Genomic DNA, 13,562 nt, shown 5'->3' on the forward strand with positions numbered 1-13,562 from the left:
GTTGCTGTTAGCAAAGTCACGAGTATATAAGCGAAAGCGGAATGGGTAAATGACTGAACCGTAAGTGTTCGTCAGCACTATTCCTAAAAGTATAAATAAATCAATTCGCTAAAGTTGTCCCTCTTTCCTTCAGCCCGGGTCCCTGATCTTTATCTTAAAAAAACAAAATGCAGACAGTTACGCATTACAGCGCACAGCGGGTTGCGCAGGATGGCAGGCTATAGCCAACAATATGGATACGCCGTCTCGATGAAGAAAAAAGAACTATGGATTAATCAAATCAAAGGGTTATGTATTTGTCTGGTGGTAATTTACCACTCGGTAATCACGTTTTACCCGCACCTCACTACTTTTCAGCATCCGCTTTCAGAGCTGCTGAGCAAATGCTGGATTTACCTCAATTTGTACCTGGCGCCGTTTCGCATGCCGGTCTTTTTCTTTATTTCGGGGTATCTGATCCGTCGCTACATTGATAGCGTCCCGTGGACAACCTGCGTGGATAAGCGGATCTGGAGCATTGCCTGGGTGCTGGTGCTTTGGGGAGTGGTGCAATGGCTGGCGTTAGTCGCGCTCAATAACTGGCTGGCCCCACAGCGCGATCTGAGCCATGCCGCCAACGCTGCGTATGCCGATTCGATCACAGGTTTTACCCACGGAATGCTGACCGCCAGCACCAGCTTGTGGTATCTGTACGCGCTGATTGTCTATTTTGTTCTGTGTAAGATTTTCAGCCGCTGGGCGGTGCCGCTGTTGGCGTTATTTGTGGTGCTGAGCGTGGCGATCAATTTTGTCCCGACGCCGTGGTGGGGAATGAACAGCGTGATTCGCAATCTGCCCTGGTACAGCCTCGGTGCATGGTTTGGTGCAACGCTGATGGTATGGATCAAGGAGGTGCCCCTGCGCCGCCATGCGGTCATTGTTCTGGTTAGCGCAATCGCCGCCGTCGTCGCGTGGCTGGCAAATGTCTCACTATTACTTTCTCTGCTTTCCATTGTGCTGATCATGAAGCTGTTTTATCAATTTGAGCTGCGCTTTGGTATGCGTGAGTCCGGCCCGTTAAGCGTGATTGGTGCCAATACCATCGCCATCTACACCACCCACCGTATTCTGGTTGAGCTGTTCAGCTTAACGCTAATCCCCAAAATCAATCATACCGCCTGGCCAGCATATGCGGAGCTGGCCCTGCTGCTGGTGTATCCGTTCGCCTGCCTGCTACTGTGCACCTTGTTTGGCCTGTTGGTACGTAAAATTTCACAAAAAACAGTGGCCGACCTGCTCTTTTCCCCGCCTTCTTTATCGGCTGTCTCGCACTAGCCCCTACGCGCTTTTTGCCCCCATCAGGGGGCGAATCAATTTGCTTATGAGAAACGATCACGGATAATAAAGAACATTGCTTATCAGATGTATATCTAAACGAGATCCTGACAACCGAATGCCTGAACAACATCGTTACACTCTCCCGGCGAAAGCTGGCGATCAGCGCCAGTTAGGTGAGCTTACCGGTGCCGCCTGCGCAACGCTGGTCGCCGAAATCGCCGAACATCACGCGGGTCCAGTGGTCCTGATCGCGCCGGACATGCAAAATGCGCTGCGTTTGCATGATGAAATTCGTCAGTTTACTGACCAGATGGTGATGAACCTGGCCGACTGGGAAACGCTACCCTACGACAGCTTTTCTCCCCATCAGGAGATTATCTCCTCGCGGCTCTCCACGCTGTATCAACTGCCTGCCATGCAGCGCGGCGTGCTGATCGTTCCGGTAAATACACTGATGCAGCGCGTTTGTCCGCACAGCTATCTGCACGGTCATGCGCTGGTCATGAAAAAGGGCCAGCGACTTTCACGTGACGCTCTGCGTGAACAGCTGGACAGTGCGGGCTATCGCCATGTTGATCAGGTCATGGAACACGGCGAATACGCCATACGCGGCGCGTTGTTGGATTTGTTCCCGATGGGCAGCGAGTTGCCTTATCGTCTGGATTTCTTTGATGACGAAATCGACAGCCTGCGTCTGTTTGATACCGACACCCAGCGCACGCTGGAAGAAGTCGATGCCATTAATTTGCTTCCCGCACACGAATTCCCGACTGACAAAACGGCCATCGAGCTATTCCGCAGCCAGTGGCGTGATACCTTTGAGGTGAAACGCGACGCCGAACATATTTACCAGCAGGTCAGCAAAGGCACGTTACCTGCGGGTATTGAATACTGGCAACCGCTGTTTTTCAGCGAGCCGCTGCCGCCGCTGTTCAGCTACTTCCCCGCCAATACGTTATTGGTGAATACCGGTGATATCGAGACCAGCGCAGAACGCTTCCAGGCCGATACCCTGTCGCGCTTTGAAAATCGCGGTGTTGATCCGATGCGCCCGCTTCTGCCGCCGGAATCGCTGTGGCTGCGGGTTGATGAGCTGTTTTCTGAACTTAAACGCTGGCCGCGCGTTCAACTGAAAACCGAGAGTCTGGCGAACAAAGCAGCGAATACTAACCTCGGGTTCCAGAAGCTGCCGGATATCGCCGTTCAGGCACAGCAAAAAGCGCCGTTAGATGCGTTACGTAAATTCCTTGAAGGCTTCACCGGTCCGGTGATTTTCTCGGTGGAAAGTGAAGGCCGCCGTGAAGCACTTGGCGAACTGCTCGCCCGTATCAAAGTGGCGCCGAAGCGGATATTGCGACTCGATGAAGCCGTAGATAACGGTCGTTATCTGATGATTGGCGCAGCTGAGCACGGCTTCATCGATAGCAAACGCAATCTGGCGCTGATTTGTGAAAGCGATCTGCTTGGGGAACGCGTGGCGCGCCGCCGCCAGGATTCTCGTCGCACCATCAACCCGGATACGTTAATTCGTAACCTCGCAGAGCTGCATCCCGGTCAGCCGGTGGTGCATCTGGAGCATGGCGTGGGTCGTTATGCCGGTATGACCACGCTGGAAGCGGGCGGCATAACCGGTGAATATCTGATGCTCACCTATGCCAACGACGCCAAACTGTACGTGCCGGTGTCGTCACTGCATCTCATCAGCCGCTATGCAGGTGGCGCAGAAGAGAATGCGCCGCTGCATAAACTTGGCGGCGATGCCTGGTCACGTGCCCGACAGAAAGCCGCTGAGAAGGTGCGCGATGTTGCGGCAGAGCTGTTGGATATTTATGCCCAGCGCGCGGCGAAAGAAGGCTTTGCCTTTAAGCATGACCGTGAACAGTATCAGCTGTTTTGCGACAGCTTCCCGTTTGAAACCACGCCTGACCAGGCGCAGGCGATTAACGCGGTACTCAGCGATATGTGTCAACCGCTGGCCATGGACCGCCTGGTCTGCGGCGACGTCGGCTTTGGTAAAACCGAAGTCGCGATGCGCGCGGCCTTTCTCGCCGTAGAGAACCACAAGCAGGTTGCCGTGCTGGTGCCGACCACCCTGCTCGCACAGCAGCACTTCGACAACTTCCGCGACCGCTTTGCCAACTGGCCGGTACGCATTGAGATGTTGTCCCGTTTCCGTAGCGCCAAAGAGCAAGCGCAGATTCTGGAGCAAGTTGCCGAGGGAAAAATTGATATTCTCATCGGCACGCACAAACTGCTGCAAGCGGATGTAAAGTTAAAAGATCTGGGTCTGCTGATTGTCGATGAAGAGCACCGTTTCGGCGTTCGCCACAAAGAACGCATCAAGGCGATGCGCGCAGATGTCGATATTCTGACCCTGACGGCAACGCCAATTCCACGTACGCTCAATATGGCAATGAGCGGCATGCGCGATCTGTCGATTATCGCCACGCCGCCCGCTCGTCGTCTGGCGGTCAAAACCTTCGTGCGCGAATACGACAACCTGGTGGTACGCGAGGCGATCCTGCGTGAAGTTCTGCGCGGGGGACAAGTTTATTATCTGTTTAACGACGTCGAAAACATCCAGAAAACCGCTGACAGATTAGCTGAACTGGTGCCGGAAGCGCGTATTGGTATCGGTCACGGACAAATGCGCGAGCGCGAACTGGAACGCGTGATGAATGATTTCCACCATCAGCGTTTTAACGTGCTGGTGTGTACCACCATTATCGAAACCGGGATCGACATCCCCACCGCTAACACCATCATCATCGAACGAGCGGATCACTTCGGTTTAGCGCAATTACACCAGTTGCGCGGTCGTGTGGGACGTTCTCACCACCAGGCTTACGCCTGGCTGCTGACGCCGCATCCGAAAGCAATGACCACCGACGCGCAAAAACGTCTGGAAGCCATCGCCTCGCTGGAAGATTTGGGCGCAGGTTTTGCGCTGGCGACCCACGACCTCGAAATTCGCGGCGCCGGGGAGTTACTGGGTGAAGATCAGAGTGGTTCCATGGAAAGCATCGGCTTCTCACTGTATATGGAACTGCTGGAAAACGCGGTCGATGCGCTCAAAGAAGGGCGTGAGCCGTCACTGGAAGATCTCACCAGCCAGCAAACCGAAGTTGAGCTGCGCATGCCGTCTCTGCTGCCGGATGGCTATATCCCGGATGTAAACACCCGACTATCGTTCTACAAGCGCATTGCCAGTGCGAAAGGCGAAAACGAACTGGAAGAAATTAAGGTTGAGCTGATAGACCGTTTTGGCTTGCTGCCCGACCCGGCTCGTACGCTGCTGGATATCGCCCGTTTACGCCAGCAGGCGCAGAAACTGGGGATCAGAAAGCTCGAAGGCAATGAAAAAGGCGGTACCATTGAATTTGCCGAGAAAAACCACGTCAACCCGGTCTGGCTGATTGGTTTACTGCAAAAGCAGCCGCAGCACTTCCGTCTGGACGGTCCAACCCGGCTGAAATTCATGCAGGAGTTGAGCGAGCGTAAAACGCGGATCGACTGGGTCCGCCAGTTTATGCGTCAGCTTGAAGAAAACGCCGTAGCATAAGCATAGTGAACAGGCCGGGTGAGCACACCACTCACCCGGCCTGATGAATTTACAAACTCTTTGCACTTCCCTGCACTTCCCGACACAGCAAACAGCCATAATTCTCGTTTACTTTTACATAATAAAAACCACGTAAAAACAATGGATTTATGGTGATGTTAAACAATAAACGACTCTCTCGCTGGCTCGCGTTTTTTACGCTTGCAGCGACATTCGCGTTAGCACTTCCGGCTCAGGCAAACACCTGGCCGCTGCCGCCACCGGGAAGCCGTCTGGTGGGTCAGAATGCCGTTCACGTTGTTGAAGACAATGGCGGTTCTCTGGAAGCGATTGCGAAAAAGTACAATGTCGGCTTTCTCGCGCTGCTGCAGGCCAACCCTGGCGTTGACCCTTACGTACCACGTCCGGGCAGCGTTTTGACGATCCCGTTACAAACTCTGCTACCTGATGCCCCGCGCGAAGGTATTGTTATCAACCTCGCCGAACTGCGTCTTTATTATTACCAGCCGGGGACCAATTCGGTGACCGTGTATCCTATTGGTATTGGCCAGTTAGGTGGTGACACGCTGACGCCTACGATGGTAACCACCATCTCTGATAAACGCGCCAACCCCACCTGGACGCCGACGGCAAATATCCGCGCGCGATACAAAGCAAACGGGATTGACCTGCCTGCCGTTGTGCCTGCCGGTCCGGATAACCCGATGGGCCATCATGCGATTCGCTTAGCGGCATACGGCGGCGTGTACCTGTTGCACGGTACAAATGCTGATTTTGGCATCGGAATGCGCGTCAGCTCCGGCTGTATTCGTCTGCGCGACGGTGATATAGAAACCCTGTTCCGTCAGGTAACGCCCGGAACTAAGGTCAATATTATCAATACGCCGATCAAAGCATCCGTTGAGCCTAACGGCGTGCGCCTGGTGGAAGTACACCAACCGCTGTCCGAAAAAATCAATGACGACCCGCAACTGCTGCCGATCGTGCTGAACGCGTCCATGCAGACATTTAAAAATGCGGCGCAAACAGATACCGCCGTCATGGATCATGCGATGGAGATTCGCTCAGGCATGCCGGTCGATGTGACCCGTCATCATGACGTTGCTCAACAACCGCTGTAAACGTAGTGTATAAAAAAACCCCCGCTGGATTTTATTCCGCGGGGGTTTTTTATTTAACTCGCAGTGGCATTGCGATGGGTTAAATCTTATTTGTAGATAACTGCAGTTCCGTGAAGAGTGTTAGGACCGGTAACGGAAGTAATACGGAAAGACTTCGCACCCATCTCATCGGCTTTCTGCGCCAGTTGATCTTCCAGAGAACCTAAGTTAGTCCCCGCATTCGCAGAAATAGTACCGACTTTCTCTTGACCCGCAGGGGTGGACTGAACTTCAACAGCGGCAAAGCTTGCAAATGACAGCGAGCTAAGAACAGCAGCAACAAACAGTGTTTTTACGTTTTTCATGATAGTGACCTTTAGCAGATGAATAGGTGTCGAAAAGATTAACTTAACGATCGATAGGTAAATCATAGATGTGATCCAGGTCACACGTCAACATTTTTTATAATGATCGTTATATAAAATATAAAGGTCTTATTTTTCATGCTAATAGCTATAAATTATTTTTATCGTGAATCCGCTGGAGTGTGCAGTCGAATATTTTTATAATGGTTATTCAATAAACCCAACAAAGGTACATCGGCACCATGACAACTGAAACGACAGGTTGTGCAAAAAAAAGCCGTGGCCGACCAAAAGTGTTCGACAGGGAAGCCGCGCTTGATAAGGCCATGACACTCTTCTGGCAGCACGGATATGAAGCGACCTCGCTCGCCGATCTCGTGGAAGCCACCGGCGCAAAAGCGCCTACGCTGTATGCGGAGTTCACCAATAAAGAAGGGTTGTTCCGTGCCGTACTGGACCGCTACATCACCCGCTTTGCGGCGAAACACGAAGCCCAGCTGTTTTGTGAAGAAAAAAGCCTTGAGTCCGCTCTGGAAGACTATTTCACCGCTATAGCGACCTGCTTTACCAGCAAGGACACCCCGGCAGGATGTTTCATGATTAATACTTCTGCGACGCTGGCAGCCTCTTCCCGCGATATTGCACACACGGTGAAATCCCGCCATGCAATGCAGGAACAGACGCTTACCCAGTTCCTTCACCAGCGCCAGCAACGAGGCGAAATTCCGGCCCATTGCGACGTGCAAAAACTGGCCGAATACCTGAACTGTATTTTACAAGGTATGTCGATCAGCGCCCGTGAAGGCGCAACGTTTGAAAAACTGATGCAGATCGCACACACAACTCTGCGGCTGTGGCCCGAACTCGTCAAAGCTTAAGCCTTTCCCGCAATTCCCCGCTGTACTCACACCACCGGGAGCTGATAAAGCCCCCGGTTAGATTCCCGTTCTATTGTCCCTACATTTCTCATTGTTTTCATCGTGTTACCCGATCATTTTTTGTAAAAAGTATTGATAACGACAATTATTATCAGCAATATTCGCATTTGTTTTAATGCCTGTTTCACAATGTAACCATCGGTTTCTCTACCGCTATAACAAAAACAGACCGACTTTTTTAAAAGGAATACAAATGCATAAGCGTCTCTGGGTGCTCAATCCTCTCCTGTTATCTTTAACTCTACCCGCTGTTGCGGCTGAGGAAGAGAACCTCATCGTCAGCGCCAACCGTAGCCAGCGCACAGTGGCAGAAATGGCGCAAACGACCTGGGTTATTGAAGGAAGCGAGATTGAACAACAGGTTCAGGGAGGTAAAGAGTTCAAGGATGTTCTTGCTCAGCTAATCCCAGGAATCGATGTTAGTAGCCAGGGACGCACAAACTACGGCATGAACATGCGCGGTCGCGCCATTGTCGTGCTAATTGACGGTGTCCGTCTGAACTCCTCGCGAACCGACAGCCGTCAGCTTGACTCCATTGACCCATTTAACATTGCGCACATTGAAGTCATTTCAGGCGCAACCTCTCTTTATGGCGGTGGCAGTACCGGCGGATTAATCAACATTGTCACCAAAAAAGGTCAGCCGGAGCGTGAAGTAGAACTCGAACTGGGGAGCAAAAGCGGCTTTAACAATAGCAACGATCATGATGAACGCGTTGCCGCGGCGGTGAGTGGCGGAACCGATCGCGCTTCCGGGCGTATGTCCGTCGCGTATCAACGATTTGGCGGCTGGTATGACGGTAATCACGATGCCCTGCTGCTCGATAACACCCAAACCGGGCTACAGCACTCCGATCGCCTGGACGTCATGGGCACAGGGACGATTGAACTTGACGACAACCGTCAGTTGCAACTGGTTACGCAGTACTATAAAAGTCAGGGGGATGACGATTACGGGCTGGATCTCGGCGAGAACATGTCCGCCGTAACCGGAAACGGCAAAGCATACACCAGCAGCGGACTGAATTCCGATCGTATTCCCGGCACCGAACGTCATCTTATTAGTCTGCAATATTCAGATGCAGATTTTTTTGGCCAGAACCTGGTCAGCCAAATCTATTACCGTGACGAATCGCTGAAATTCTACCCCTTCCCTACGCTCAGCAAAGGCAAAGTCACCAGTTTCTCCGCATCACAGCAGGACACCGACCAGTTTGGTGCCAAAATTACCCTCAACAGCCAGTTGATGGATAACTGGGAGCTGACGTGGGGTGTCGATGCCGATCACGAAACCTTCGACTCCAATCAGAAATTCTTCGATCTGGCCTGGTCCCTGCCCTCCGGCGGCATGGACAACCGTACCGCTTATACCACCGGGCGTTACCCCGGTTACAGCATCACCAACTTCGCGCCTTTCCTGCAAAACAGCTATGACATTAACGACATTTTTACCCTCAGCGGCGGCGTGCGCTATCAGTGGACCGAAAACAGGGTTGATGATTTCGTTGGCTATGCTCAACAGCAGGGAATCGCGACCGGGCTTGCGAACTCTGCCGATACCATTCCGGGCGGCAAAACCGATTACGATAATTTCCTGTTCAACGCCGGTATACTTGCCCACCTGACCGACCGTCAGCAAACGTGGTTTAACTTTTCTCAGGGCGTGGAGCTTCCGGACCCAGGGAAATATTACGGTAACGGTACCTATTCGCTGGTTGGGGATCATTACCAGCTCCAGCGCAGCGTCAACGTGGCGGATTCACGTCTGGAAGGGATTAAAGTTAACTCGTACGAACTGGGGTGGCGCTACACCGGCGATAGTCTGCGCACGCAACTGGCCGCTTACTACTCGACTTCGGATAAATCGATCGTTATCAACCGTAGCGATATGACCATTAACGTTCAGCCCGACGATCGCCGCATTTATGGCCTTGAAGGTGCAGTAGATTATTTCATTGCGGACACGGACTGGAGTCTGGGTGGCAACTTCAACGTCATTAAATCGGAAGTGAAACAGAACGGTAAATGGCAAAAATGGGATGTCACGCTGGCCTCACCGTCCAAAGCAACCGCGTGGGTCGGCTGGGCACCAGAACCGTGGACCTTGCGCGTACAGAGCCAGCAAACATTTGATCTGACCGACGCCAGCGGTAACAAGCTGGATGGCTATAACACGATGGACTTTATCGGCAGCTATCAGCTCCCGTTGGGTAAACTGACCTTCAGCGTGGAAAACCTGCTGAATGAAGAGTACACCACACTGTGGGGACAACGTGCGCCACTGCTGTATAGCCCAACCTACGGCAGCCCGTCACTGTATGAATACAAGGGCCGGGGTCGTACATTTGGTCTGAACTACGCCTTAACCTTCTGATAAAAAAAGCCCCCCAGCCTGAGCGAATGGGGGGCTAATGTTCAGGATAATGCTATTTTACGCTTTGTTATTCAGTACCAACTGTCCGTTGTTATCCAACGGAATTTGCGCGCCGGGGTCCTTATCCATACGGATTTTCCCCTGCTGATCGCCAATTTTGTACGTCACGTCGTAGCCCAGCATCTTTTCAGATTTGTCATACACCGTTTTACAACGCTGCTGCGTGGTGGTGTAAGTATCGTTTTCCTGCATCGAACCCTGAATCTGGTTACCTGCATAGCCGCCGCCTAAAGCACCGGCCACGGTAGCAATATCTTTACCACGTCCACCGCCAAACTGATGCCCAATAACACCACCCGCAACCGCGCCCAGTACGGAACCCGCGATACGGTTTTCATCTTGTACCGGCTTGCGGTGGGTGACCGTTACGTTCCGGCACTCCTGACGCGGTATTTTTACCGACTCTTTAATCGGTGTTGCAGAGACAACTTGCGCATACTGTGGGCCACGCTCGAAAACGTTCAGACTGGCCACCGCTGCAACACCCAGCGCAGCAGCTACGCCAATCCCTATACCCGCCAACATTGATTTATTCACGGGACTACCTCCTTTTTTGCTATTAGCAACAACTTTGCAACAGAAGGTAAGGAATGCCAATCAGATTACGGATGAAAATAGCGGGAGGTGGAGCGAAAGCGGAATGATTCAGACAACTCTGAAGGAAGGCGTCGGATGCGTAAAATCATCCGACGCCACAGGTCGATATTAATGCAGTTTCAGACGCGGGCGAATCACCCGGTTGATACTGCCGACCAGCATCATCAGGCCGGTTTTGAAGTAGCCGTGCAAAGCAATCTGGTGCATGCGGTACAGTGAGATGTACACAAAGCGCGCAATACGTCCTTCCACCATCATCGAACCACGGGTCAGGTTGCCCATCAGGCTACCCACGGTAGAGAAGTTAGAGAGCGAGACCAGAGAGCCGTGATCTTTGTACTGATACGCTTTCAGCGGCTTACCGTTCATCTGTGCCAGAATATTGTTCATCGCGCAGGTCGCCATCTGGTGTGCTGCCTGAGCGCGCGGAGGCACAAAACCGCCTTCCGGGCGAGCGCAGGAAGCGCAGTCGCCAATCGCGTACACGTCAGGATCGCGCGTGCTCTGCAGAGTTGGCTCAACCACCAGTTGGTTAATACGGTTCGTTTCCAGACCGCCAATGTCTTTCATAAAGTCTGGCGCTTTGATACCCGCCGCCCACACCATCAGATCGGCTTTAATGTATTCGCCATCTTTGGTGTGCAGTCCCCCTTCGTCAGCGCTGGTTACCATCGTCTGGGTCAGTACGCGTACGCCCAGTTTGGTTAACTCATTATGCGCAGCACCGGAAATACGCGGCGGCAACGCAGGCAGAATACGCTCACCGGCTTCGACCAGCGTAACGTTCAGCGCGTCATTGGTCAGCCCTTTGTAACCATAGCTGTGCAGTTGTTTTACCGCATTGTGCAGCTCAGCGGAGAGTTCAACACCCGTCGCACCGCCGCCCACAATGGCGATATTCACTTTTCCGTTAGCGCCCAGATTCGCGGAATACTTCAGGAACAGATTCAGCATCTCCTGGTGGAAACGACGCGCCTGATGCGGGTTATCGAGGAAAATGCAGTTTTCTTTCACGCCAGGGGTGTTGAAATCGTTGGACGTACTGCCCAACGCCATCACCAGCGTGTCATACGGCACTTTACGCTCAGGAACCAGCAGCTCACCCTTCTCATCGCGCAGCTCAGCGAGAGTAATGGTCTTCGCTTCACGATCGATATCCACCACCGAGCCTAACTGGAACTGGAAGCCATGGTTACGAGCATGAGCCAGATAACTCAGCGCATCCACACCTTCGTCCAGTGAACCCGTCGCCACTTCATGCAGTAACGGTTTCCACAAGTGACTGTGGTTTCTGTCTACTAGTGTGATTTTGGCCTTTTTCTTACGCCCGAGTTTTTTACCCAGCTGCGTCGCCATTTCCAGTCCGCCAGCACCGCCGCCGACAATCACGATCCTTTTCAATGGTGTAGTCAACGTGACCCCCTCAAATTTATTAACCAATTGTTAATTAAAAGTTATGAACATAGCCTTTAATTAACAACAAGTTACGGTAATGAAAATGTTCTTCGAGAGTGAGAATAACACGAACGGTGCATTGGTCATACCAAAATTGATATGTATCAAGTTTTGATGCTGAAAAGATAGACAACCGGAACTTTAAGAACAAAAAAACCAGCCCGATGGCTGGTTTTTTACACACTCAATAAGGATTAACCTAACGTCTTGAACGCTTTGATGCGCTGCAAATGCGGAGAGATATTCTTAAACTTATGCGTCTGCTCTTCGTCCCAGACTATCTCGTAAAAATGATGCAGCTCTTCCGACGAACGCTGACTGTTAAGCGCTTCATCATGACGTGACAGGATCACCAGGCAGCGATCGCGATTCTTCTCACGGAAATTGGTCACGCATTTTGTTGCGATGTCTGCATACTCCTCAGGTCTGTCGATTTTGCCTTCCATGTTCTCATACGGGAACAGGTTGGGATTAAACACTACCTGACGAATATCACACAGGAAACCAATCCGTTCAGCCCAATATCCCCCGAGCCCCACACCACAAATCAGCGGACGGTCATCCACATTCAGCTGCAGCATTTTGTCCACTTCTTTCAGCAGATGCTGCATATCATGTTTAGGATGCCGCGTACTGTAGCTAATCAGCCTGACATCCGGGTCGATGAATTGCAGCTGCAACACCTTCTCATGGTTGCCCGGGCTGTTAGAGTCAAAACCGTGTAAATAGATAATCATCGCATCCTCGCCAAACTTGCGTTAATGACCTGCTTTCTCTTCCTGCCAGCGCTCATGAAGTTGGTTAAGCTGAGCGCTTACCGTCTTCCAGCGTGCCGAGTCCATCAGTTCCTGACGTGAAAATGAACCTTTATGATACAAACGTGTAACACGTTCTGCATTGATCGGCGACAGATTATCTAACACACTGACCGCTCCCTTACGATTATTGCAGACCAGGATCATATCGCAACCTGCATCCAGCGATGCCTGTCCACGCTCCGCATAGCTTCCCATAATCGCCGCCCCTTCCATCGACAAATCGTCGGAGAAAATGACACCATCGAAGCCAAGCTCCTGGCGTAGCACCGTTTTCAACCAGTGAGGTGAGCCACTCGCCGGACGCGGATCGACATCACTGTAGATGACATGCGCAGGCATAATGGCATCCAGTTTGTTTTCCGTAATCAACGTCTGGAACACGGACATATCTTTCGCACGAATCTCGGCTTCTGGGCGTGGATCGGTTGGCGTTTCTTTGTGTGAATCCGCCGTCACCGCCCCATGTCCTGGGAAATGTTTACCGGTCGTTTTCATGCCAGCAGCATGCATCCCGTCAATGAAGCGGGTGGCCATCGCCAGCGCTTTTAGCGGATCGGCATGGTAAGAACGCTCGCCGATTGCCGCGCTGATATGGCCCACATCCAGCACGGGTGCAAAGCTGATATCAATGTCCATCGCGATCATTTCGCTGGCCATCAACCACCCGGCGTCCTGAGCCAGTTTGCCGCCCTCTTCCAGGCCGTGCAACGCAGCAAAGGATTGAGCCGCAGGCAGGCGGGTAAAGCCCTCACGAAAACGCTGTACGCGTCCGCCTTCCTGATCTACAGCCACCACCAGATGGTTACGTGACGCAGCCCGGATCTGACGCACTAATTCACGCAGCTGTTCCGGGTCATGATAATTTCGGGTAAAGAGGATCAACCCACCTACCAGCGGATGTGCCAGAATCTCACGCTCTTCAGCGTCCAGCTCATACCCTTCGACATCCAACATTACTGGGCCCACACTGCTCTCC

General features: G+C 52.3%; 10 protein-coding genes. 5 read left to right on the forward strand and 5 right to left on the reverse strand.

The window, feature by feature from the left end; all coding sequences use genetic code 11:
- Nucleotides 1–249 precede the first annotated feature (249 nt).
- From OGY17_RS14940 to ldtC, 3 genes are all read left to right on the forward strand, one after another.
- Entirely contained in the window at nucleotides 250–1,314 is a 1,065-nt protein-coding gene (locus OGY17_RS14940) for an acyltransferase family protein (protein ID WP_286607692.1), read from the forward strand.
- 118 nt (nucleotides 1,315–1,432) lie between these two features.
- Nucleotides 1,433–4,879 carry a transcription-repair coupling factor gene (gene mfd, locus OGY17_RS14945; protein ID WP_286607693.1) on the forward strand — a complete coding sequence of 1,149 codons (3,447 nt, stop codon included), beginning with the start codon at nucleotides 1,433–1,435 and terminating at the stop codon, nucleotides 4,877–4,879.
- Between the two features lie 155 nt (nucleotides 4,880–5,034).
- Nucleotides 5,035–6,000 (forward strand): L,D-transpeptidase LdtC, encoded by a 966-nt coding sequence (gene ldtC, locus OGY17_RS14950; protein WP_032944376.1) that lies wholly within the window; start codon nucleotides 5,035–5,037, stop codon nucleotides 5,998–6,000.
- Between the two features lie 86 nt (nucleotides 6,001–6,086).
- Here ldtC and bhsA read toward each other — a convergent pair whose 3' ends face one another.
- Nucleotides 6,087–6,344: a multiple stress resistance protein BhsA gene (gene bhsA, locus OGY17_RS14955; protein ID WP_003030810.1), complete on the reverse strand. Its 258-nt coding sequence runs from the start codon at nucleotides 6,342–6,344 to the stop codon at nucleotides 6,087–6,089.
- Between the two features lie 242 nt (nucleotides 6,345–6,586).
- On the opposite strand from bhsA, the gene comR reads away from it, so the two are divergent.
- Together comR and OGY17_RS14965 are read left to right on the forward strand one after the other, a co-directional pair.
- Nucleotides 6,587–7,222, forward strand: coding sequence for a TetR family copper-responsive transcriptional repressor ComR (comR, locus tag OGY17_RS14960; protein WP_008784432.1), 636 nt, complete (start codon nucleotides 6,587–6,589; stop codon nucleotides 7,220–7,222).
- A 253-nt stretch (nucleotides 7,223–7,475) separates the two neighbouring features.
- Nucleotides 7,476–9,656, forward strand: coding sequence for a TonB-dependent siderophore receptor (locus OGY17_RS14965; protein ID WP_048214422.1), 2,181 nt, complete (start codon nucleotides 7,476–7,478; stop codon nucleotides 9,654–9,656).
- Nucleotides 9,657–9,713: 57 nt separating this feature from the next.
- Here OGY17_RS14965 and OGY17_RS14970 read toward each other — a convergent pair whose 3' ends face one another.
- The 4 genes from OGY17_RS14970 to nagZ form a co-directional block, all read right to left on the reverse strand.
- Nucleotides 9,714–10,253 carry a glycine zipper 2TM domain-containing protein gene (locus tag OGY17_RS14970; RefSeq protein WP_204557691.1) on the reverse strand — a complete coding sequence of 180 codons (540 nt, stop codon included), beginning with the start codon at nucleotides 10,251–10,253 and terminating at the stop codon, nucleotides 9,714–9,716.
- A 168-nt stretch (nucleotides 10,254–10,421) separates the two neighbouring features.
- Complete coding sequence (ndh, locus tag OGY17_RS14975; RefSeq protein ID WP_003832263.1) at nucleotides 10,422–11,726, reverse strand: NADH-quinone dehydrogenase; 1,305 nt, start codon at nucleotides 11,724–11,726, stop codon at nucleotides 10,422–10,424.
- 236 nt (nucleotides 11,727–11,962) lie between these two features.
- Nucleotides 11,963–12,505, reverse strand: a complete 543-nt coding sequence (ycfP, locus tag OGY17_RS14980) for an alpha/beta hydrolase YcfP (protein ID WP_003030817.1) — start codon at nucleotides 12,503–12,505, stop codon at nucleotides 11,963–11,965.
- Nucleotides 12,506–12,526: 21 nt separating this feature from the next.
- Nucleotides 12,527–13,552: a beta-N-acetylhexosaminidase gene (nagZ, locus tag OGY17_RS14985; protein WP_032943019.1), complete on the reverse strand. Its 1,026-nt coding sequence runs from the start codon at nucleotides 13,550–13,552 to the stop codon at nucleotides 12,527–12,529.
- Nucleotides 13,553–13,562 lie beyond the last annotated feature (10 nt).

The sequence above is a fragment of the Citrobacter sp. Cpo126 genome, from assembly GCF_030332445.1.
GTDB lineage: Bacteria > Pseudomonadota > Gammaproteobacteria > Enterobacterales > Enterobacteriaceae > Citrobacter > Citrobacter portucalensis.